Here is a 20,493-nt window from a genome sequence, read left to right on the forward strand (position 1 = left end):
AAGTTATCAATTGAATGAGAAATCCCTGATGCCATCCCCCGGTTTTAAACAACACGTTAACGCCCAATTTGCCCTGATTGCGCAAGCACTTGCCTCCCCGCAACGCTTGGAAATCCTCGATTACCTCGCGCAAACCGAGCGCAGCGTGGAGGAACTCAGCCAGCTTGCTAACCTCACGGTAGCCAACACCTCGCGGCATTTGCAAACCCTCAAACAAGCCGCGTTGGTGAATGTACGCACGGATGGCAAGCGCCGCGTCTACCGTCTTGCGGGGGATGATGTGGTGCAACTGATTGCCAGCTTGCGGCGCACGGCGGAATTGCATCTGGCGGAGGTGGAGCGGCTTGCCCACACCTACCTGACCGACAAACAGGCGATGGAAGCCATTAGCGCGGAAGAATTGCTGACTCGCATTCAGCGCGATGAAGTCACCGTGCTGGATGTGCGCCCCCAAGCCGAATACGCCGCCGGACACATCCCCGGCGCGATTCACCTGCTGCCGGAAGAAGTCGCCGAACGCCTGCACGAACTCGATGACAGCAAAACCATCGTCGCGTATTGCCGTGGGCCGTATTGCGTGTATTCCTACCAGATGGTGCAAGCCTTGCGTGTGTATGGCATTAACGCCGTGCGCCTAGTCGATGGCTTGCCCGAATGGAAAGCCGCTGGATTACCTGTTCAAGCAACACCGACCTAACCAACTTCCCGAAGAGGGCGACCGCCGGTCGCCCCTACGCAGATCATTCCCTGTAGGGGCGACCGGCGGTCGCCCTCTTCACTCTCACAACAAAGGAGTTTTCTCATGTTTTTCTTGCAACGTGCCGCACCATCGACCCCTTCCTCACTCGCATACCTGTTCGGCTGTGGCGGCAAAGGTCACGCCATCGCAGTCGATGTTCATGCCGAAGACGTGGAGTGGTTTTTGCAGCAAGCCGCGCAACAGGCGGTGAAGATTGATTACGTGATCGACACGCACATCCATGCCGACCACGTATCCGGCGGGCGTGAACTGGCGCAACGTTGTGGCGGGGACTATTGCTTGCACGAAAGTTCCACGCCGCAATTTGCGTTTACTGCGCTCAAGGATGGGCAAGTGCTGACCATCGGCAATGTGACTGCGCAAGTGTTGCACACGCCGGGGCATACAGCGGATAGCATTTGCTTGCTGGTATCGGATGTGCGCCGCAGTGCTGAACCGTGGTTTTTGTTGAGTGGGCATACGCTGTTTGTGGGCAGTGCGGGACGACCGGATTTGCGCGGTGAAGAAGAACGCATGGGCGGCTTGCTGCACGATTCGCTGTTTAACAAGCTGCTGACCTTGCCGGAACATGTGGAAATCTTCCCCGGTGCGCAAGCGGGTAGCGTGTGTGGGGCGGGGATTTCGGGCAAACCGTCGTCCACGATTGCGTTTGAAAAGCGGTTTAATACGACGTTGCTGGCGGATAAAGCGGCGTTTGTGGCGGCAATTCTCGCAGATTTGCCGCCACAGCCAGAAGGCATGGCAGAGATTATCCGCCGCAATGCCAGTGCGACGTTTTAGCGAATTTACAACCGCTGGAGCAATTCCGCTTTTTTGCTGGCAAATTCGTCGTCGTTGAGAATGCCTTTTTGCTTCAAATCTGCCAGCCGTTCAATCAGGGAAAAAATATCGCCGTTGTCTGCGGGGGCGTTATTGCTATTGTTATTGTTAACATTGTTGTTGTTTGGGTAGTACGGGGCAGGGGCGGGTGCTGGCACGAAGGGGGCAACGCCATTCACCGACACGATGGGCAATTGGTCGACTGCCACCGTGCCGTATTGACTGCTGAACGTCATGGAATTATTGCCGCCTTGCTGTTGCGATACGCCGCCGATTTGGTGATCCAGCGTGTTATAAACAGTGACTTGCCCGTTAATATCGACCGCTAAACGGCAGGTAGACGGGAAATAGGCGTAACGGCTGTTGTTTTGTGCGCCGGTAGTGGATGCCATGCCCAGCTCATCCGGCCACCAGTTGCGGCTGCCTTGGGGGTTGCTGGGGTTGTTGACTGGCATGAATACCGCTTGCTGCCCGCCCAATAGGTTGGATAATTCCACGCACAGGCCGTCGACTTTGGCTTTCAGGCCATAGTTGAACATATCGCCCACCATCGTCATGCCGCCTTGCATCCATTGCCCGCCGCCGCCGAGTTCAGGGTGGTTGAATTGCGCCATGGTGCCGTTGCCATTCATCACGGCGTAAAGCATGTGGGTGACGGCATCGTTGGAAACGCCGTAGCGTTGCGCCAAATTATTGATGGCATTTTGTCCGTAATCGGTGAACGTTTGCATGGAATGATCTCCAAAAGCTGCTAGGTAGGGAAGGTACTGCCAGCCCGTTGAGGGCGATGGGTTATTAGCATTGGTTGGCAGGTTTGCTTAGGTCGCTATCAGCATTATCGAGTGTTCCTAGGGAATTGCAATGTTTTACTTCCATACTGGCTTATTGGCTGAAGCGCCAGTGCAGGGGTCACATTAATTACAGCAGTCTCCTGCTTGCGTTCCCGGTACGCAACACGTTTCCCTTGATTCGCTGACCCTCTCAAGCCCGAATGCCTGGCAATGTGCGGTTGTATAGATTTACGCATCCATATATTCGTTAATGCGAATATGATAATCTCCCAACAAATGGTAAACATCAAGAGAAAGTACTTAACGTTTTCCCCAAGATGAGGAACCCCATGACCGTATTCCTAAAACGTATTAGCAACGCACTGCTGCTACTGAGCCTGATAATGGTTGCGCCCGCGTGGGCAGAAGGCCGCGATTTTCTGGTCGATGCCGACTGGTTGGCAGCAGAAAAAGAGAAAAACAAAAATCTGGTGATTTTAGAAGCCCGTTACCACCCGCACCGTTTTTACACCGTTGGGCATATCGAAGGTGCCGTACAAGTGCAGCGTTTCAAGGATTTGGGCGACAACCTCGCCAAACCGATCATGCGTTTCCCCAGCAAGGAAAAGTTTGAAAAAACCCTGCGTTCATGGGGTGTGAATAACGATTCCACCATCGTGCTGTACGATGATTCCAGCACGGCACTGGTGGCGCGTTTGTATGGCACGCTGGAGTTGTTCGGCTATGACATGAGCAAAGTGAAAATCCTCGACGGCGGTACGATTGGCTGGACAGGTTTCAATGAACTCACTAAAGAAGCCACTCCCGCGCCGAAAGAGGGCAATGTCACCCTCAAAGACCCCAACCCCGACATGCTGGTGGAGTGGATGGACGTATACGACGATGTCGTGTCACGCCGCGATGAAAAAGTCGTGCTCGTCGATGCGCGTCCGGCAGATATGTACAACGGCAAAACCATCCGCCACGCCGTACAAGGTGGGCATATCCCCGGTGCGATTAATATCGTCAGCCTTGACGGTACGGACGGGCAAAGCCAAACTTGGAAATCCGCCGCAGACCTCGAAGCCATGTACAAAGACATCCCCAAAGACAAAACCGTCTACCTGTATTGCCACGACGGTTTCCGCATGAGTCTGGGTTTCCTGCAATTGCGTAGCCTCGGCTACAAAGACGTGCGTTTCGTCAATGGCGGCTGGAGCGCGTGGGACGGTGCGATGACCCTGCCGATCGTGCAAGGCGACAAACCGTATGACGACGATTATTCACTGTAAAACAGCAACATTGGAGATAGCTCGATGAGTGAAACCATCCCTTTGCATTCTTCCATCGTCGCGCTGGTGTCACTGGCGGCGGGCATTGCCGCCAAACACCCCAGCATGGGGCTGTGCCAAGTGCAGCGGCTGCGTTCCTTGGGTGTGTCGGAAGATCACATCCAAACAGCGGTGGAAATTGCCCGCCATATCCGCGACGAAGCGGCGCAAAAGCTGGATGCGGCGTTTGATGAGCAATTCTCAGGTGCGCCAGTCGTGGAGGCTGGCGGCGCTTGCTGCACGCCGACGGCATCCGGGCAAGCGTGTTGCTGATGTGCATTGTATGAAATAAATTCACCAAAATAAGGAGAAGGAATCGGTATGAGCGTGACGTTTACCCAATATTTTGACGGTTCATTTCAGGGCATTTTGCGCTGGCATCAGTTGGATGCACTCTGGGAAAAAGTACGGGCGCAACCGGAAGGCTGGTACGCCAGTTTGGTCGGCGAAGCCTTGCCGGATGCGCCCTTATCGGCAGAGGCACTGGAACAATTTATCCGCGAAATGGATACCCTGCTGCGCGAAGAACACGATTACGACTACTGCGGCCTTGTTTACGCCGACAACCCCGCCACGCCCACCATGATCAAAATTTACGACCCGCACAATATGGGCAGTTCCTGCGGATGCAGCGGGGAACGCATCTGGCCGCGCTGGGTATTAAGCCACCTCAAGCCCGAACCGTTGGCAGAAACCGCGCCGTTACCGGGCAATCGCAAACGTTGGTGGCAAAAGTTATTCGGTTAAAAACGGCATCCTGTTGCACTTACATTCGTCTATCCGTATATAATGCTAAAATGCTCACGCTTTAGGAGATGACCGATGCCAGCGCTGCAACAATTACGCCGCTTTCCCGCGCAGCAACCGCTTCTGTTTGTATTGCTTGCCACAGCGGTATGGTTTTTGCTGTACCGCTCACTGATTCCGGCCTCGGAAGCATTGGTGGCGGCACTTCCCATCGAGCGTGACAGTCACCTTGGCGGGGCATTGCAATTCTTTTTCTACGATACCCCGAAAGTGTTGCTGCTGCTCACCGGCATTGTGTTTGTGATGGGCATTATCCACACCTTCATCTCGCCAGAGCGCACCCGTGCCATGCTTTCCGGCAAGCGGTTGGGCGTGGGCAATGCGATGGCGGCAACCTTGGGCATTGTTACCCCGTTTTGTTCCTGTTCCGCCGTGCCGTTATTCATCGGCTTTTTGCAAGCGGGTGTGCCGTTGGGGGTGACGTTCTCGTTCCTGATTGCTGCGCCGATGGTGAATGAAGTTGCCTTGATCTTGCTATTCGGCTTGTTCGGCTGGCAAGTCGCCGCGCTGTATCTGGTCATGGGTTTGCTGATTGCGATTGTCGCCGGAATGCTGATCGGCAAGTTGAACATGGAAGAGCACCTCGAAGACTGGGTACGCAAGATGCAAAACACCCAATCCGCTGGCAATGTCGGTGCCAGCGCGATGCCCTGGGCAGAACGCATCCAGCACGGTTTCCAGCATGTGCGTGAAATCGTCGGCAAGGTCTGGCCTTATATTGTCGTCGGCGTGGGTTTGGGGGCGCTGATTCACGGCTTTGTGCCGGAAGATTTTATGGCATCTTTCATGGGTAAGGATGTGTGGTGGGCAGTGCCTGCGGCGGTCATCTTGGGCGTGCCGATGTACACCAATGCTGCCGGAGTGATTCCGATCGTGCAGGCATTGCTGGCGAAAGGTGCGGCACTCGGTACGGTGCTGGCGTTCATGATGAGCGTGATTGCGCTGTCTGCGCCGGAAATGATCATTTTACGCAAGGTACTGAAACCGCGTTTGATCGCCACTTTTATCGGTATCGTGGCGACGGGTATCTTGCTGGTTGGGTATATTTTTAATCTCGTTTTGTAACGTTTACTGCATCAAGGAGCATTTCATGCAAATCAAAGTTCTCGGCACAGGTTGTGCCAACTGCAAAACCACCTTCAAGCTGATTGAAGACATGGCGAAAGAAAAAGGCGTGGCGGTGGAGCTGGAAAAAGTCGAAGACCTGCCTTCCATCATGGGCTACGGGGTGATGTCTACCCCCGGTGTAGTGGTGGATGGCAAAGTCGTTCATGCAGGCGGCATTCCTTCCAAAGCGAGTATTGAATGCTGGCTGTTGGGGGAAACCACCACGAATGTGGGTAACTGCTGTAGTGGCGGTAAGTGCTGCTAAGCCCGAAAATCAGGGATGTATTCTATTAACCGTTGCGCACACCGGGCAATTGGGGTCACGCGGCAGTTTTAGCGCCATCCATTCCATGCGTTGCCCGTCAAACAGCAAGACCCGCCCGGTCAGCGTTTCGCCAGTGCCGACCAGCAATTTGAGCGTTTCCAAGGCCTGCATACTCCCAAGAATGCCCAATAATGGGCCTACTACGCCGTTTTCACTGCACGTTTGCGCAATGCCGCCCACTTTGCCGTAAAAGCACTGGTAACACGGGTTGTCGCCCAAATACGGCTGAAATACGCTGATTTGCCCTTCCCAACGGATGGCGGCAGCGGATACCAAAGGTTTGCGGGCAAGCACGGCAACCCGATTAATCAGCAAACGCGCCTCCAGATTATCGGTGCAATCCACGATCACATCGGCTTGTTGCATCCGTTGCCGCAAGGTCGCTTCATCCAGCTTGGCGGGAATGGTTTCAACGATGATTTCGGGGTTGAGGCGTTGCAAGGTTTCGGCGGCAGAGTCGACTTTTGCCATGCCCACTTTGGGGGTGTCGTGGACAATTTGGCGTTGCAGGTTGGTCAGGTCAACCACATCCGGGTCACACAATACCAGCTTACCGACACCGCTGGCGGCGAGGTACATCGACACCGGCGAACCCAGCCCGCCCAGCCCCAAAATCAGTACGCACGCGGCATTCAGTTTCGTTTGCCCTTCCAGATCAATTTGCGGCAACATAATCTGGCGGCTGTAGCGGAGAAGCTGTTCGTCTTGCATGGGGAACTCCTAGACTAATCGGCTGAGTGTGCCACCGTCGGTTGGATTCCTCAATCTTCATAGTTGCCCGCAATGGGTGTACATCTCTTTGCAAATAAAGCATTATGCACACTCTGCATCACGCGCCTGGGGTTGGTGCAGCAGCAGCTTATCCTGCAACAGCAAGGGTAAAAAATCACCACGAGAGGAAGAGGACAATTTCATGAAATACACTAAAACAGCACTTTTTATCGCAGGGCTTGCCATTTCTGGTCTGGTTTCTGCTGAGTTTACCGATGGTTTCGACAATGGCAGTGCTACCGGTCAAGGCGCAGGTAGTGGTCAAGCTAACACCAGTGGTTCCGGTCAAGGTTATGGCAGTGGTGCCAGCGATGCTTCCGGTTTCGGGCGCGGTCAAGGCGATGCTGACGGCGAAGTCGATTTCACCATTACTTTGAAAGGTAAAGGCAAAACCGATTTGGCAAGCGACATGGCGGGCAGCGGTCGTGGCGATGGCGCAAGCAATATGCAAGGTACTGGCTACGGTTATGGCAATGCATACAACAATATGTATGGCACGGGCAATTCCTCACAAGGTGGCAATAACAACCCGTGGGGTGCTGGCGGTATGCCAAACATGATGCCAATGCAAGGTGCTCAAATGCCATCCATGCCGATGATGCAAGGCGCTCAAATGCCCATGATGCCGGGCTATAGCGCTGCGCCGCAAGCGCCTAGTTTTGAGCAGGTTTATCAGCAAATGTTGATGCAACGTGCGCAGGCTGATGCGTTTTTCAAAAAGGTGGATGAGCAGCGCAAAGCAGCGGCAGCACGCCAAGCAGCAACCGCCGCCGCCGTAACCCCACCTGCGGCTGCAACCCCAGCCACACCAGCCGCCGCTCCTGCTGCACCAGCACCGGCTGCTACCACCACGCCAGCCGCAACGGATATGCCACCAGCGCCACCTGCACCTGTCGCTGCCCCGGCTGCACCCGCAACACCTGCGGCTAAGTAAGCTCGTCGGTATTATTGCTGAGTAAAAAAAAGGGCTGCACTTGCAGCCCTTTTTTTATGGCAACACTACCCGGACGGATTCCGAGGGTCGCAACAATTCTTTGCCATTGGGCTTGAAGATAATATCCAGCTCGTAAATCGCGCCTTCCGGCTCGATCCGCACGGCTTCCACACCTTGGCGATAGATTTTGCCATTGCGCGAACTGCCATTCACCAGCACTTGTGCGCTTTGCCCGACCGATTGGCGGCGCAACACATCGGCTGTGACCAATACCCGTGCAACCATCTGATCGTCGGGCGCTAATGTCACCAAGGGCTGATCTTGCTTGCCTGCAAAAATTACCGCGCCTTGCCATGCGGTATTCGCAGCAATAATGCCGGAAAACGGGGCTTTGAGTTCGGTGTGTTCCAAGGCAACTTGCGCGGCTTCTTCGGTGGCTTTGGCGGATTCCATTTCGGTTTGTGCCACGGCTTGTTTTAACTCGCCGTCTTTCAACTCTTCTTCAGCAATCAAGCCACGGTCGAACAGTTCTTGGGTGCGTGCCATGTCGCGGGCAGCATCGTCCAAGCTTAAAGTTGCACGGGCAACGCGGGCTTTGGCTTCCAGCAGCGCGGCTTTTTGTTTGCGTTGATCCATACGCACCAAAACATCACCGGCCTTGACGTGTTGCCCGGTGGTGACATTCACTTTTTCGACAATGCCGTTTTCAATGACGCGCATGTCAACTTTGTGCATCCATTCCAAACGCCCTTTGAGTTCCAGCGCGTGCGCGGGCAGGCTGCACACTAATAGGGCGGGCAAAAGTAACCGGATGCTTAGCGGGGTCGATCTCATTCGGGCTTTTCCTCTTGTTTCGCGGGTTGGGGCAATGGCCAGACGGGTTTGCCTTGCAATGCATTGAGTTGCGCAAGGCTGAGTGCTTGGCAAAACTGGATTTGTTGCGCTTGCAAACGCGCTTTGCTTTGTTGGGTCATGGCATCGCCAATGTCGGATTTCACTTCCTGTTCGTACAGGGTACGGCTGCGTTCCAGATAATAATCGCGCCATAGCATTTCCGCTTTAGAACGGCCTTCAGCAACTTTGAAAATATCCAGACGCAATATAATTTCGAGAATTTGCTGGCGTAATTCCATGTCGATGATGGCGCGTTCGTCGGCGTTGGCATCGTCGCGGCGGTCTTTCAGCCATTTATTGCCTTGCAGACTGGCTGTGACCAATTCATCCAGCGTCGGCATTTCGGTGGGAAGTTTGTCAAGGGTGATGGGATTCAGTTCGTTGGGCAAGGTCTGCGGGTTATTGATGGCTTGCGCCAGTAAAGCACGGGTGAGGCGTTGCGAGGCCATGCTTGCCGCCCCTTGCTGGCGGACGATCTGGTATTCGGCATCCAGTTCCGCGACATCGAGTTCGGAAAACTCTTTCAATTCCATGCGGGTGCGGGTGCGATCCAGCGGGATGAAATACACCGCCATGTTTTCGTTATCACGCACCGCGCTGCCATCTGCCAACAAGACGTCGAAAAAGCGCTGGAGAATTTCCAAACGCTGATTATCCAGCGGGGAAATCAGCGCGGCTAATGGTCGGTCACGCTGATTGTCGGGGCTGGTATTGTTGTTGTACGCCAAGTTATGGCAGTCCAAATACACCGGCTGGGGCGTGGGGTGGCGTTGCGCAATTTCCGCTGCAAGCTGGGTACGCGGATGACCGTCGGCAAAATTCAGCGCCTGATCCAAACTCAAGGGGTCAGGTACTTCTGCCGCCTGAGCCACCGAGACCAGCAAAGCACTGGCGAATAACAGCGGGAAGTGCTTAACTTTTGGCATCGCTGGTTTGCTCGCGCTTGAATTTGGAAAACGGCACGTCTTCATTCTTTTTATCGACCACGTATTTGCCGAACAGCATGAATTCATCCGCATCTTTGGTTGCGCCGGTCAAACGTCCGTTTTTCACGGGTTCACCATCCAGCCCGATGAATTGAAACACTGGCGTTGCGCGTACCCGGAATTCTTTCAAGGCAAAATCTTTCTGGGTGGTGGTTTCGCCTTTGAAATTGGTTAATTCCACATCGCCTTCAATGTCGACCGTCACGATACGGAAATTTTCTTTGTAGTAATCCTGAATATCGCTGCGATTAAGCACGGTGGTTTTCATGCGGTGGCAGAACGGGCATTCATCCATTTCAAACATCACCAGCAAGCCTTGTTTGCCATCGGCTTTGGCGGTTTCGATTTCATCCTGCATATCATTGAAGGTTTCATCGAAAAATTTTGCCACTTCACGAATTTCAACTTTAGCCGGTTCGCCGCTCTCCGCCGCTTTGTCGGGCGGGGTGCTGACATCCGTGGATGGCGCAGCAGCAGGTTTGTCTTCTACGGGTTTGTCGGCGGCAAATACAGTACTCACGGAAACGCTCAACGCCATGAGCGCGGTGATCAGCATGGTTTTCATCACGGGAAATCCTCCTTTTTGCGGTATGTCATTGACACTTGTTGGTTGGAGTATGCTAGGTCTAATTCAGACGGCATTCAAGCCCGAAAGTTACCACAAGGTTAATGCGGCAGGGCAAACCACAATACTGCTGGCATAATCACCAAGCTTGCTAGATTCCCCAGCAATACAATCGAGGCGACCCGATCCGGTTCTTGTTGGTATTGCTCTGCCACCAATACATTCAACACCGCCGGTGGCAGCGCTGCAAATACCAGCAATAGGGCGTAATGCGTCGTGCTCAAGTCCAGCCATTGTGCCATTAAGAATGCGCTGATGAGTCCGGCAGCAGGGCCTGCGAGTGCACCAAGCGTGCCGAGTTTCCAATCGCGAAAATTCACCTCCAATAAACGCACCCCCAAGGAAAATAGCAACAAGGGGACGGAAACCTGCCCCAGTAGCTTAACCGTATTCGCCAAGGCATCCGGCAAAGTAATGTGCAAACTGCTAAACAGTAACCCCAGAATCGTGGCTTGAATCATCGGCATTTTCAGCAAATGCAATGGATTGGTGCGATGGTTTAAAATGTAAAAACCAACCGTGAAATGCAGCACCATTTCAATAATAAACAGCACCACGGCGGCTTGCAGCGCTGACTCTCCGAACGCAAACAGGATCAACGGGATACCCATATTGCCGGAGTTATTAAACATCATCGGCGGCAAAAACGTTTTCAGACTGATGCGCAATACCCACGCCAGCGGTAACAGCAGCAAACCCGAACCCAAGACCACCGCAACGCCGCCAATGGCGAGGTCGCGAAACGCCAGAAAATCAAAGGGCTTATCCATCAGCGCCCAAAACACGAGGAAGGGCGCGAAAAATTCCATATTGAGGCGGTTAACCACCGCCATATCCGGGCGGCGGAAATAGCCATACGCCGCTCCCAATGCGGAGCAGGCAAATACGGGAAAAATAATACTGAAAATGCGCAGGGCGGTATCGAGCATGAGGTGTTTAAAAATCCGTTACCCAAGCAATTTGATTGTCACCGATTATCCAATGCCCTGCTTGCACCCCGACCAACGCACCGAGCGCATCCCATGCCAAATCTTTGGTACTGAATCGGTTGCCTTCCTCTTGGCTATCAATGACTTCCTTGAGAACACCCGGCGCGATTGCCCAAGTGAATGCTTTGGTTCGATCATGTGTTTGCGAATAGGCGGCAACGCCTAATGCGGCAGAGACACCAAAGTGCAATGACTTATCATTGCCTGTCCACTCATCGGCATGGGTCAAATGCGTGGAAAGCAATAACATGGCGAAAGTGCTTGCCTGCAATGCTTGGGAAGCTTTCATGGGGGCGGCTCAATCCATTATTCGGACTGCCATTACATCACACGGAACGCCTTTGAGGGTAGCTTCAGCGGTAGAATATGATGTACGTCAATTTTTCGGTGTTCTCACAATTTACCGGTAATTCCATTACACTGTAATCATTATGTTAATAGTCGATGAGGAGGAAACAATAATATGGGTATTCCAGCGGCATTGTCGCGTTATCTGAATTATTTTCTGGTGGTGTTCGCGGTGTTATTCACGTTGCCACTCGCAATGGCGGCTAATACCAGCTTTGATTTTGGGGATGAAAGTCTGACGGCTGAACAGGCATTCGCGTTAGGGCAACCGGCGTTGGCGGGTGAGAAATTAACCATTCAATGGGTGATTGCTCCTGACCATTACCTCTATAAAGATAAATTTCTGGTCAAAATTTTTGATCCGCAAGGCGTGACAGTGGGCGAGCCTGAGTTGCCGAGCGGTGAGGTTAAACAAGACGAATTCTTCGGCAAAATCGAAGCCGTGCACGATCTCGCTGCCATCCAATTACCCGTGAAACGCACCGAAGCCGGTAAAGCAGGCAGTTTTGTGGTGGAGCTGGGCTGGCAAGGCTGTGCGCAAGACGTATTGTGTTACCCGCCGGAACTCAAAGCGTTCAAGGTGGATTTGCCCGCGCCTGCTGCGGGGGAACAACCGCGTGTGAGCTGGGCTGAAACCACGCCACCGGAAGCGGTTGCGAAAGCAGCCGATAGTACGGCTTCGGCTACTACCGCTGTTAATTCTGGCGCAGAGACACAAATGTCTGAGCAAGATGAAATCGCGCAAACCCTCGCCAGTGGCAATGTGTTGCTGACCTTGTTGGGCTTTTTAGGGTTTGGTTTATTGCTGGCATTTACCCCGTGTGTATTCCCGATGATTCCGATTTTGTCGGGCATTATTGTGGGGCAGAAAAACATGACCGGGCGCAAAGCGTTCATTCTGTCACTGGTTTATGTGTTGGCGATGGCGCTGACTTACACGGTTGCCGGTGTCTTGGCGGGTTTGTTTGGGGAAAATTTGCAGGCGATGTTCCAGAATCCGTGGGTGTTGGGAACGTTTAGCCTTATTTTTGTGCTGCTGGCATTGTCGATGTTTGGCTTTTATGAATTGCAAATGCCTTCCAGTGTTCAAAGCCGCTTGAATAATTTGAGTAATAAGCAGGAAGGCGGTAGCTTGATTGGTGTTGCCATTATGGGCGCATTGTCGGCGTTGATCGTGGGGCCGTGTGTGGCAGCACCGCTGGCGGGGGCGCTGATTTACATCGGGCAAACGGGTGATGCGGTATTGGGCGGCATGGCATTGTTTGCGCTGAGTATTGGCATGGGGATTCCGTTATTGCTGGTGGGGACATCCGCCGGAAAATGGTTGCCGCGTGCGGGCATGTGGATGGAAGCAATTAAAGCGGTCTTCGGGGTGATGATGTTGGCGGTGGCGATTTGGATGCTGGAGCGTATTTTGCCCGAATCCGTGAGCCTGTTGCTGTGGGCGGCGTTGTTGATCATTTCGGCGATATTCTTGGGTGCATTGAGCAACTTGCCAGAAAATACCAGTGGTTGGCGCAAATTTTGGAAGGGTTGGGGGATTTTGCTGCTGATCTATGGCGGTTTGCTGATGGTCGGCAGTGCCACTGGGAAAGGCGATTTGTTTCAGCCTTTGCGTGGTTTGAGCATGGGGCAGGCGGGGGCAGGCGGCGGTGCTGCTACCGCTAGTTTGCAGTTCAACACGGTCAAGACCTTGGCGGATTTGCAGCAGGCGGTGAAAGATGGCAAAGGTCAGCCGGTCATGGTGGACTTTTACGCTGACTGGTGCGTGACCTGTAAGGAAATGGAAAAGTACACGTTTTCTGATCCGGCAGTGCAGGCGTTATTGCGTAATGCAATTTTGGTGAAAGCCGATGTGACGGAAACGAATGCGGAAACCAAGGCGTTGTTGAAGCATTTTCAGATTGTGGGGCCGCCTGCCATCCTGTTCTTTAACAAGGATGGCGAGGAATTGCGCCCGTTTCGGCAGGTTGGGTTTATGCCAGCAGAAACGTTTGCAGGGCATTTGAGTAAGGCATTGCAGTAGCGGGAGAGCAACTGTCTTGATGTTGTGTCAAGCATGTTGTTCCCTTTGTGGATTCCAAGGTTGGTTATCCCTGACCATTGCATTCAGGATGGTCAGGATTTTTCTCATGCAGGCAGTGAGTGCGACCTTCTTGGGTTTGCCAGCCTGAACGAGCTTTTCATAAAACCTCTTGATGGTTTCGTTACTCCTTGATGCCACTAACGCGACCATATAAAGCAGGTTCCTTACTTCAGCCCGTCCACCCCAGATAGCACGTTTTCCGCGCATCGTGCCACTGTCACGGTTGAAGGGAGCAAGACCCGCCAAAGCCGCGATTTCCTTTCGGTCGAGCATCCCCAGTTCCGGCAACGTGGCTAGCAAGGTGAAGCTGGCAATACGACCCACACCTTTGAAACTCTTCAGCAGGTCTTCCTTCGCTTTCCATGCTGGGCTGGCCTGCACGAATTGCCCTAGGTCTTTGTCCACATCGTCAATGTGCTGCTTGAGCCATTCAAGGTGCTGTTCAATATTCCCACGGACGTTACCTTGTGCCATGAACCAACGGTTTTGTTCAGCAACCCGCATATCCACCAACTGACGGCGGCGTGCCAGCAATTGGCTAAAAAGTTGCTGCTCGGCATCTTTCAAGGGACGAACTTCTGGGCGGATACGTTCCCCGAATAAGGCCAGTAACCGTGCATCCACTTTGTCCGTCTTAGCGAGTTTCCCCATCGCTTTGGAAAAATCCCGTGCTTGCCGGGGATTAACCACTGCCACAGGTAAACCTGCTTCCATCAAGGCACAAGCAAGGGGTATTTCCAAGCCACCCGTCGCTTCCATGACAACCAGCCTAGGTTTGCAAAGTAACAACTTATCCACCAACGCTATAATACCTGCGGGGGTGTTGTCTGCTTGCCATGCTTCGCTGGACGGCAAACTATGCACATCCAAATGCGCTTTGGAAACATCAATGCCGATAAATGTTTCTTGGGTTTTCTCCATGTTCCTGTACTCCCATCCTAGCCGATGATGCGGGGTGTTCCCTGGCAACTGTTCGGGTTCTTCAAGAATTGGATGTGGCGACCCAAGCTCTCTAACGGGGTTCACCCAGAGGGGTTACGGCCTGCCACATCCTGAAAACTCTTTGTTTAGTCCATTTGGGGTGGTATTGCACAGATACTAGGGGTTCTTTTATTCCATCAAATCCGCCGGGAAGCCGTGGGCAGCCAGTGCTTCACGGCGGTGTTGCAAGTAGCGTTGGAATTCGGGCATCCAGTCATACGCGCCAGAGGTGACGTAATCCATTGCGCCGTGCAGGTGGAACGCTTTGAAGTAGGCTTCGGTACGGAAGACTTCTTTGCCATCGGTATCGAAGAACAGCAGGCTGGGGCTGTATTTGATTTCCAGCGCTTTTGCCCATTCTGCCACGGTCATTTCCTTGCCATCGGGGGTTTGGATTTTGGTGTCATCGTCGGGGTTGGCTTGGGCGAGATCGAGATTGCTGAGGGAATACGCGAGTTCTTTGCGTTTGAAAATGTCATTGTAGAGTTCGTCGCAAGTGTCGCATTCGGTTTGCGCGAATACCACCATCAGCGGGCGTTTGCTGTCTTTGCGGGCGTCTTGCAGGCGTAACGGCGCAGGCAGTGCGGCGGGCAGGGTGTAAGTTTTGTCAGTCGTGGCAGCGACTTTGCCATCGGCTTTGAGCTTGGCGAAGTAGTCTTTGAAACTGCCGTCTTTTTCGTGTTTACCGGCGACAAAATCCAGTGCCATTGCAAATTTGTCGGGGGCGTAATAGCCGTTGACGCGCAGCACCACTTTTCCGGCTTCGTCGAGGAACAGCATGGTGGGGGTGTATTGCACTTTCAATTCAGCGGCGAAGGCTTTCTCGGTAGTTTCTTTGCCGTCAACGTCGGTTACGTTGCGGTCGCCCCACATATTGATGGCAATCACGTCAAAGTTTTTTTGGGTCTTGGCGGTGATGTCTTCTTTGCTGAAATTTTCTTGGATCAACTTGGTGCAATACGGGCAGCCGTCTTGGTAGAAATACAGCACGGTGCGTTTATTCGCGGCATTCGCTTCTTTGATGTCGTCGCGCAGGTCGAGGAAGGATTCTTTGAACCAGGCGGGTTTGTCGATTGCGCCGGGGTTGACTAAACCGGCTTCCAGTTGGGTGGGCGTGCCAGCGGGCGTGGCAGCGTGGGTTGCTCCGGCGAGTAATGCCAGCGCGAGGGGGATGGGTAACAGGTACTTCATGGGATGGCCTCCTCAGACAGCGGTAATGCGGTGATATTATTGGGTTATGGAGGCAGTTTAGCAGGTTGTTTATGAGGGGGATATTTCTAGGGTTGGTTGTGATTGTTTGGTGTTGTGCGAGTGTTGAATTGCCTCATCCAGCAACGCGCTGAGGTCGGTTTCCTGCACATCTTGAAAGGCTTGCTGCATCTGGCGGGTCATGCGTTGGTATTGGGCTTCGTTTAGTTCGTCAAGGTTTTGGCGCACTACTAGGGTAGGGAGTTGGCGTAGCATGGGGTGCTCCAATAGTGTAATTATTCTGGTTAGTGTGGTTCATAGGGTTGGAAGAGGCAAGTGTACTAATAATGAATTGGTCGTTTTGTTTCAATGTTTTTTAACCAAATTGATGATAAAATAACCCATAATATTTTCTGATTAAATTCGACAGAAGAAATAATGACTTTATCGGGACTTGATACTTATGGGTAATTTCTTTTCAAGCTTTACTGATCGCTACAAACTGTTTGCGTATGTGTTTTTAGTGTCTGTTGGTGGGCTACTTATCAGCCTGTTTGGCAAAGGAATCGAGGCAACGTTAGCGATCAGTGCGGGTATCGGCTTGATTTTGTTCATTGCCAAACCGATATGGTATTCCGATAAATACGGTGAAACTACGGTAAGACTGGTATCACTTGGGGTGGCTGGGTCTGCTGTTGCTGCATTCGTGGGCTGGCCAGCTTTGCTTGAAACATATCTCAAGCCAGTTTTGAAAGAATATTACCCCAACGTAGCAACACAAAGCCTTGATTCAATGGCAATTGCTGTTTTTATCTTTCTTGCTGTTGTCATCTATATCGTAAACAACTTCCGGCGTGATCAAACGGGGATGGGAGTACATCCCACGCCTATTGACAGAGATGTTCCAGAGCCTTCATTCAAGGATAGGCTTAAGGCTGTTTGTGGTGCATTGACTGATGATTTAAGAGGAATTGATCAAAAAACGAACTGGAGTGCGCGACTTTTTACACCATTAGATGCTGAAGTTGAAGTAAATACGCCTAATGGTAAAGAACGGAGAGTTACCGATTTGCTAAAAGCGATTAAACGTTCAAAGAACCGTCTTTTTCTCGTTTTAGGCACTCCCGGTTCAGGTAAAAGTGTTGCGCTCAGAAAATTGTGCCAAGATTTGGCTGAAGAGGTTGATAAAACAGGAAAAATACCCATTTATATTAATCTCAGAGAGTGGCATGTAGAAAGGAAATGGACTGAAGACAATCCGCCGACTTTGGAAGAGCTTCATCAGTTTGTTTTCAATAATGTTAAAAGCAGAGACATTGTTACCAGTAAGTTCTTTGATAAATATTTTGAGCGTCTCTATGAAACCGGACGTCTGTATTTTGTTTTTGATTCGTTTGATGAAATACCGGCTGTTTTGGATGAAAAAGAAAACTCTGAACTTATTCATCAGTTGTCTGAAGTTATTTTCAAATTTCTCAAGGGTGCAAGACAAGCTGAGGCTCAAGGAATTCTTGCATCACGCTTATTCAGAAAACCAACCCGCGAATTTCAGACGGAGGTGACACTGGAAATTCGACCATTCACTGAGCAAAAAATAATTTCGACTTTTGAGAATTATGGAATATTTACTAAGGAGATCATTAAGACACTTTTTAAGGATAGGCAAGAGTTAGTGCCAATAGCAAGAAATCCGTTTTCAGCCGTCTTGATAGCAGAATATATTGAACACAATGAAAATAAATTGCCACCTAATCAATCGGAAATGTATGCTGATTACTTTAGTCGAACACTCGATAACTGCACCATGCGTATGGAGAAGAAAAATCTTAATAAAGAGAGTTTGATTAATTACACTATTGAAATTGCCAGTACCATGTTTAAAGAATATGGATTGGAAGCGCCGGTTAGTCAGTTGATAAATAAATTACCTAACATTCCTGTTGAAGATGTTATTGATATATTGAAGTTTGCCCGTCTTGGTCGGCTTGGTTCTGGCGATGATAATTTTTTTAGTTTTTCTCATCGTCGTTTTGTTGAATACTTCTCTGTTCAAAAAATTATAAAAGAAGATCAAGCTATTGATTTATATGCTATTCCAACAGATTCACAATGGCGTGATGCACTAGTTCTATATTGTGAGGTTGCTAGTGTTGAGAAAGCAACTGTTATTGCCAATTTTTGTTGGAACGTTATTGATTCTATTAAAAATCCACAAGATATAAGAGTAATACACAGTATGCGTTTCCTACGTGATGCCTTTAAAGGCAGACTAGAGTGCATACAAGGATTTAATGATGAACTTGCACAATATATATATGATGCTATTCGTCCAGAAAATAATGTTATTTCAGTGAAAATTGCTCTTGAAACAGTTTCTCTATTAAGTACGGATCATATTGATGAATGTGTTATAGACGCTCTTTCAATTAATAATCCAATACTAGAAGAGTCTTCAATTAATGCTTGCCGAAATTTACCAGAAATCACTCCAAATCTTAACAAAAAAATTAAAGACTACTTGTCTAAACTGACACTTTATGACATTTTTCTAACTAGACATTCATTGCTATTTACCTTTTCTCTATCTGAAGCATTTAAAGGAATAAAAAATCGCATAAGATATAGTTTATTTGTTATTTATTCGCTGTTGTTTTTTTTAGTGGTTTTTTTGTTTTTTTCTCCATTCATAGTGATCGGAGCATTTTTGTTGTCAGCCATGTTCATGGTTATTGTTTTTTTGTTACGTATAATCTTCTCTAGTTTTCGCGAGAAGAAAATGTTGTATGAGATTTCTTTCTTGTCTTTTTTGTTTTTGCTGTTATTTCTTTCTGTTAAAATTAATACGCCTTATGTTTTTCCTATCGTGACCAAAAGCAATATTTGTGAAACTGAAAAATGCTACAAAATAAATGACATTGGATTTATTAAAGAAATTATTTCTGGTTTTTCCTCAAGTGAAGTTAAACTTCAAGAAAAGTCTAAACTTAGTATGTTGTTAACAATTAAAGATAAAGACTTGCATTTTTCTGTTTTCTTATTTTTAATGATAGTATTGATGGCGATATTTCGATACTATGGGAATACACTCAATATAAGACAGTTTATTTGGTTTGGAATTGTATTTTTGGCTTTAATTTTTATTCTAAATAATATGGAATTGATTTCAAAGTATGAATTGTTTATTTCCGCTATGCTTTTTTTGGCGGTAGTTTATATGTTTTTTAGGTCGATTCTGATGGTTTTTAAAGTTTTTAAAAGTGAGTTTATTTACTACAATGAAATAAAGAAAATAGATTATGGAATGCTGAAAAGTAGAGAGAATATTTATTTTTGTATGAAAAATACAAAAATAATAAGAACGAAAAAGCGAATTGTTGAATATCTTGAGTTGCATGTAAAAAATGTTTCAGGGGAATGGCCTGATCCTAGCATATTAAGTTCTTACCACACGGATGATGTTCACATTCGCTTGGCAAGGTTGGAAGAAAAATGGTTGGGACTGGATAGGTAAAAAACAGCCAATTTATTGGTATTGCAGGAAAATCGCCTAAACTACCAGACAGTGAAACATCGACTTTTGGAGGAGTGATCGTAGCTCCTCCTACAACCAGAGCACAGCTATGACTCCCCAAGAACTCCAAACCCTGATCCAACAAGGCGAAAACGCCGCCGTCGAATTCAAGGCATTGCCGCTTCGCCCTGAAGCCTTAGCCCGTGAAATGGTGGCATTCGCTAACAGCGCGGGTGGTACAATCCTGCTCGGTGTGGCGGATGATGGCACAGTGCTTGGCATCGACGGTTCAGAGCAACTCGAAGAGTGGGTGATGAATATCGCCCGCACTGCCGTGATTCCAGCGTTGACCGTGACTTACGGAACCGTCGCGATCAATGCAACGCGGGTTGCGGTAGTCGGTGTTCCCAAAGGCAGCGACAAGCCTTACCAAACGGGCGATAAATACTTGATGCGGGTCGGCTCAACCAATCGAGTCGCTACCCAGTCTGAATTGATGCGCTTGTTTCAAATGTCCGGCGTGTTCCATTACGACACCCTGCCAGTCGCCAACGCCGGTATCAACGACCTCAATATGGCAGCACTCGATAGCTATTTTGCCAACTACGGCTTCGAGTTTTCCAAGGAAGCGGATATTGCCCGCCGTCAGTTATTGATCAACACCGATATTCTTGCGCCCTCCGGTGAACCCACCATTGGCGGTTTGCTAATGTTCGGCATCAATCCGTCACGCTATTTGCCACAAGCGGCGATTATGTTTGCCCACTTTAACGGTTTGGAAATCGCGGCTGAGTTGATCGACCGCCAAGAAATCATTGGCACATTGCCCCAGCAAGTGGATGCTGCCGTCGCCGTGATGAAAAATAACCTGTTGCGCCCTTCCACCATCGAAGGCATGAAGCGCAAAGATACCCGCCAACTGCCGCCCGATAAGGTGTTGCGCGAAATGGTGGTGAATGCTTGTGTCCATCGCAATTACGCGATTGCTGGCTCGCGCATCCGCATTTTCATGTTTGATGACCGCATCGAGTGCATCAGCCCTGGGCGTTTGCCGAATACCGTGACGGTGGCAAAACTGCGTTCTGGCGTGTCCTACGCTTCCAATCCGGTGTTGCTAAAGTTCATGGATAATCTGCGCTACATCGACCGTTTAGGGCGCGGTTTCCCGATGATTTACCGCGAAATGCAGCAGATTGGCAAGGAAGTCAACGTTTACGAACTCGGCGAAGAGCTGCGAGTTGTGTTGCCTTTATAACGCCGT

General features: G+C 50.3%; 21 protein-coding genes. 11 read left to right on the forward strand and 10 right to left on the reverse strand.

Annotation, left to right across the window (positions count from 1 at the left end; all coding sequences use genetic code 11):
- The first annotated feature begins 28 nt into the window (after nucleotides 1–28).
- Nucleotides 29–697 carry an ArsR/SmtB family transcription factor gene (locus HMY34_RS15030; protein WP_202716262.1) on the forward strand — a complete coding sequence of 223 codons (669 nt, stop codon included), beginning with the start codon at nucleotides 29–31 and terminating at the stop codon, nucleotides 695–697.
- A gap of 105 nt (nucleotides 698–802) precedes the next feature.
- On the forward strand, nucleotides 803–1,540 hold the full coding sequence (locus tag HMY34_RS15035; protein ID WP_202716263.1) for an MBL fold metallo-hydrolase: 738 nt from the start codon (nucleotides 803–805) through the stop codon (nucleotides 1,538–1,540).
- A gap of 5 nt (nucleotides 1,541–1,545) precedes the next feature.
- Here HMY34_RS15035 and HMY34_RS15040 read toward each other — a convergent pair whose 3' ends face one another.
- A complete protein-coding gene (locus HMY34_RS15040; RefSeq protein ID WP_202716264.1) occupies nucleotides 1,546–2,310 on the reverse strand; it encodes an SHOCT domain-containing protein in 765 nt (254 codons plus the stop codon).
- A gap of 389 nt (nucleotides 2,311–2,699) precedes the next feature.
- Between HMY34_RS15040 and HMY34_RS15045 the strand changes: the two genes are divergently transcribed.
- The 5 genes from HMY34_RS15045 to HMY34_RS15065 all read left to right on the forward strand — a co-directional run bounded on the left by HMY34_RS15045 (nucleotide 2,700) and on the right by HMY34_RS15065 (nucleotide 5,859).
- On the forward strand, nucleotides 2,700–3,641 hold the full coding sequence (locus tag HMY34_RS15045; RefSeq protein WP_228287878.1) for a sulfurtransferase: 942 nt from the start codon (nucleotides 2,700–2,702) through the stop codon (nucleotides 3,639–3,641).
- 24 nt (nucleotides 3,642–3,665) lie between these two features.
- Nucleotides 3,666–3,953: a hypothetical protein gene (locus tag HMY34_RS15050; RefSeq protein WP_202716265.1), complete on the forward strand. Its 288-nt coding sequence runs from the start codon at nucleotides 3,666–3,668 to the stop codon at nucleotides 3,951–3,953.
- Between the two features lie 48 nt (nucleotides 3,954–4,001).
- Complete coding sequence (locus tag HMY34_RS15055) at nucleotides 4,002–4,427, forward strand: hypothetical protein (RefSeq protein ID WP_202716266.1); 426 nt, start codon at nucleotides 4,002–4,004, stop codon at nucleotides 4,425–4,427.
- A gap of 75 nt (nucleotides 4,428–4,502) precedes the next feature.
- Nucleotides 4,503–5,552 (forward strand): permease, encoded by a 1,050-nt coding sequence (locus tag HMY34_RS15060; RefSeq protein WP_202716267.1) that lies wholly within the window; start codon nucleotides 4,503–4,505, stop codon nucleotides 5,550–5,552.
- A 25-nt stretch (nucleotides 5,553–5,577) separates the two neighbouring features.
- Nucleotides 5,578–5,859, forward strand: a complete 282-nt coding sequence (locus tag HMY34_RS15065) for a thioredoxin family protein (RefSeq protein ID WP_202716268.1) — start codon at nucleotides 5,578–5,580, stop codon at nucleotides 5,857–5,859.
- A 9-nt stretch (nucleotides 5,860–5,868) separates the two neighbouring features.
- On the opposite strand, the gene HMY34_RS15070 is transcribed toward HMY34_RS15065, so the two are convergent.
- The gene (locus HMY34_RS15070) at nucleotides 5,869–6,630 is read right to left on the reverse strand and encodes a HesA/MoeB/ThiF family protein (protein ID WP_202716269.1); all 762 of its coding nucleotides are present in this window, start codon (nucleotides 6,628–6,630) and stop codon (nucleotides 5,869–5,871) included.
- 202 nt (nucleotides 6,631–6,832) lie between these two features.
- Between HMY34_RS15070 and HMY34_RS15075 the strand changes: the two genes are divergently transcribed.
- Nucleotides 6,833–7,624 (forward strand): hypothetical protein, encoded by a 792-nt coding sequence (locus HMY34_RS15075; protein ID WP_202716270.1) that lies wholly within the window; start codon nucleotides 6,833–6,835, stop codon nucleotides 7,622–7,624.
- Nucleotides 7,625–7,678: 54 nt separating this feature from the next.
- Here the strand turns inward: HMY34_RS15075 and HMY34_RS15080 are convergent, their stop codons facing one another.
- The 5 genes from HMY34_RS15080 to HMY34_RS15100 form a co-directional block, all read right to left on the reverse strand.
- Nucleotides 7,679–8,458, reverse strand: coding sequence for an efflux RND transporter periplasmic adaptor subunit (locus HMY34_RS15080; RefSeq protein ID WP_202716271.1), 780 nt, complete (start codon nucleotides 8,456–8,458; stop codon nucleotides 7,679–7,681).
- On the reverse strand, nucleotides 8,455–9,444 hold the full coding sequence (locus HMY34_RS15085; RefSeq protein WP_202716272.1) for a TolC family protein: 990 nt from the start codon (nucleotides 9,442–9,444) through the stop codon (nucleotides 8,455–8,457). The genes HMY34_RS15080 and HMY34_RS15085 overlap by 4 nt, the downstream gene beginning before the upstream one ends.
- A complete protein-coding gene (locus tag HMY34_RS15090) occupies nucleotides 9,431–10,069 on the reverse strand; it encodes a thioredoxin family protein (protein ID WP_202716273.1) in 639 nt (212 codons plus the stop codon). The genes HMY34_RS15085 and HMY34_RS15090 overlap by 14 nt, the downstream gene beginning before the upstream one ends.
- Before the next feature lie 101 nt (nucleotides 10,070–10,170).
- Nucleotides 10,171–11,058 (reverse strand): AEC family transporter, encoded by an 888-nt coding sequence (locus HMY34_RS15095; protein WP_202716274.1) that lies wholly within the window; start codon nucleotides 11,056–11,058, stop codon nucleotides 10,171–10,173.
- 7 nt (nucleotides 11,059–11,065) lie between these two features.
- Entirely contained in the window at nucleotides 11,066–11,407 is a 342-nt protein-coding gene (locus HMY34_RS15100) for a YfiM family lipoprotein (protein WP_202716275.1), read from the reverse strand.
- Between the two features lie 174 nt (nucleotides 11,408–11,581).
- On the opposite strand from HMY34_RS15100, the gene dsbD reads away from it, so the two are divergent.
- On the forward strand, nucleotides 11,582–13,492 hold the full coding sequence (dsbD, locus tag HMY34_RS15105) for a protein-disulfide reductase DsbD (protein ID WP_202716276.1): 1,911 nt from the start codon (nucleotides 11,582–11,584) through the stop codon (nucleotides 13,490–13,492).
- Between the two features lie 27 nt (nucleotides 13,493–13,519).
- On the opposite strand, the gene HMY34_RS15110 is transcribed toward dsbD, so the two are convergent.
- From HMY34_RS15110 to HMY34_RS15120, 3 genes are all read right to left on the reverse strand, one after another.
- The gene (locus tag HMY34_RS15110) at nucleotides 13,520–14,473 is read right to left on the reverse strand and encodes an IS110 family RNA-guided transposase (protein ID WP_202716277.1); all 954 of its coding nucleotides are present in this window, start codon (nucleotides 14,471–14,473) and stop codon (nucleotides 13,520–13,522) included.
- Between the two features lie 189 nt (nucleotides 14,474–14,662).
- Nucleotides 14,663–15,724: a thioredoxin family protein gene (locus HMY34_RS15115; RefSeq protein WP_202716278.1), complete on the reverse strand. Its 1,062-nt coding sequence runs from the start codon at nucleotides 15,722–15,724 to the stop codon at nucleotides 14,663–14,665.
- Nucleotides 15,725–15,793: 69 nt separating this feature from the next.
- The gene (locus HMY34_RS15120; protein ID WP_202716279.1) at nucleotides 15,794–15,997 is read right to left on the reverse strand and encodes a hypothetical protein; all 204 of its coding nucleotides are present in this window, start codon (nucleotides 15,995–15,997) and stop codon (nucleotides 15,794–15,796) included.
- A gap of 187 nt (nucleotides 15,998–16,184) precedes the next feature.
- Here HMY34_RS15120 and HMY34_RS15125 point away from each other — a divergent pair, with 187 nt between their 5' ends.
- On the forward strand, nucleotides 16,185–19,232 hold the full coding sequence (locus HMY34_RS15125) for an NACHT domain-containing protein (RefSeq protein ID WP_202716280.1): 3,048 nt from the start codon (nucleotides 16,185–16,187) through the stop codon (nucleotides 19,230–19,232).
- Between the two features lie 109 nt (nucleotides 19,233–19,341).
- On the forward strand, nucleotides 19,342–20,487 hold the full coding sequence (locus tag HMY34_RS15130; protein WP_202716281.1) for an RNA-binding domain-containing protein: 1,146 nt from the start codon (nucleotides 19,342–19,344) through the stop codon (nucleotides 20,485–20,487).
- Nucleotides 20,488–20,493 lie beyond the last annotated feature (6 nt).

Source organism: Thiothrix subterranea (assembly GCF_016772315.1).
In the GTDB taxonomy this organism is placed as follows: Bacteria; Pseudomonadota; Gammaproteobacteria; order Thiotrichales; family Thiotrichaceae; genus Thiothrix; species Thiothrix subterranea.

What these genes read in the sequence shown, in the direction of transcription:
- HMY34_RS15030 (WP_202716262.1), top strand. Translation starts at nt 29, where the DNA reads ATGCCATCCCCCGGTTTTAAACAACACGTTAACGCCCAATTTGCCCTG.
- HMY34_RS15045 (WP_228287878.1), top strand. Translation starts at nt 2,700, where the DNA reads ATGACCGTATTCCTAAAACGTATTAGCAACGCACTGCTGCTACTGAGC.
- HMY34_RS15060 (WP_202716267.1), top strand. Translation starts at nt 4,503, where the DNA reads ATGCCAGCGCTGCAACAATTACGCCGCTTTCCCGCGCAGCAACCGCTT.
- HMY34_RS15100 (WP_202716275.1), bottom strand. Translation starts at nt 11,407, where the DNA reads ATGAAAGCTTCCCAAGCATTGCAGGCAAGCACTTTCGCCATGTTATTG.
- HMY34_RS15115 (WP_202716278.1), bottom strand. Translation starts at nt 15,724, where the DNA reads ATGAAGTACCTGTTACCCATCCCCCTCGCGCTGGCATTACTCGCCGGA.
- HMY34_RS15090 (WP_202716273.1), bottom strand. Translation starts at nt 10,069, where the DNA reads ATGAAAACCATGCTGATCACCGCGCTCATGGCGTTGAGCGTTTCCGTG.
- HMY34_RS15065 (WP_202716268.1), top strand. Translation starts at nt 5,578, where the DNA reads ATGCAAATCAAAGTTCTCGGCACAGGTTGTGCCAACTGCAAAACCACC.
- HMY34_RS15110 (WP_202716277.1), bottom strand. Translation starts at nt 14,473, where the DNA reads ATGGAGAAAACCCAAGAAACATTTATCGGCATTGATGTTTCCAAAGCG.
- HMY34_RS15040 (WP_202716264.1), bottom strand. Translation starts at nt 2,310, where the DNA reads ATGCAAACGTTCACCGATTACGGACAAAATGCCATCAATAATTTGGCG.
- HMY34_RS15075 (WP_202716270.1), top strand. Translation starts at nt 6,833, where the DNA reads ATGAAATACACTAAAACAGCACTTTTTATCGCAGGGCTTGCCATTTCT.
- HMY34_RS15085 (WP_202716272.1), bottom strand. Translation starts at nt 9,444, where the DNA reads ATGCCAAAAGTTAAGCACTTCCCGCTGTTATTCGCCAGTGCTTTGCTG.
- HMY34_RS15080 (WP_202716271.1), bottom strand. Translation starts at nt 8,458, where the DNA reads ATGAGATCGACCCCGCTAAGCATCCGGTTACTTTTGCCCGCCCTATTA.
- HMY34_RS15070 (WP_202716269.1), bottom strand. Translation starts at nt 6,630, where the DNA reads ATGCAAGACGAACAGCTTCTCCGCTACAGCCGCCAGATTATGTTGCCG.
- HMY34_RS15055 (WP_202716266.1), top strand. Translation starts at nt 4,002, where the DNA reads ATGAGCGTGACGTTTACCCAATATTTTGACGGTTCATTTCAGGGCATT.
- HMY34_RS15050 (WP_202716265.1), top strand. Translation starts at nt 3,666, where the DNA reads ATGAGTGAAACCATCCCTTTGCATTCTTCCATCGTCGCGCTGGTGTCA.
- dsbD (WP_202716276.1), top strand. Translation starts at nt 11,582, where the DNA reads ATGGGTATTCCAGCGGCATTGTCGCGTTATCTGAATTATTTTCTGGTG.
- HMY34_RS15035 (WP_202716263.1), top strand. Translation starts at nt 803, where the DNA reads ATGTTTTTCTTGCAACGTGCCGCACCATCGACCCCTTCCTCACTCGCA.
- HMY34_RS15125 (WP_202716280.1), top strand. Translation starts at nt 16,185, where the DNA reads ATGGGTAATTTCTTTTCAAGCTTTACTGATCGCTACAAACTGTTTGCG.
- HMY34_RS15130 (WP_202716281.1), top strand. Translation starts at nt 19,342, where the DNA reads ATGACTCCCCAAGAACTCCAAACCCTGATCCAACAAGGCGAAAACGCC.
- HMY34_RS15095 (WP_202716274.1), bottom strand. Translation starts at nt 11,058, where the DNA reads ATGCTCGATACCGCCCTGCGCATTTTCAGTATTATTTTTCCCGTATTT.
- HMY34_RS15120 (WP_202716279.1), bottom strand. Translation starts at nt 15,997, where the DNA reads ATGCTACGCCAACTCCCTACCCTAGTAGTGCGCCAAAACCTTGACGAA.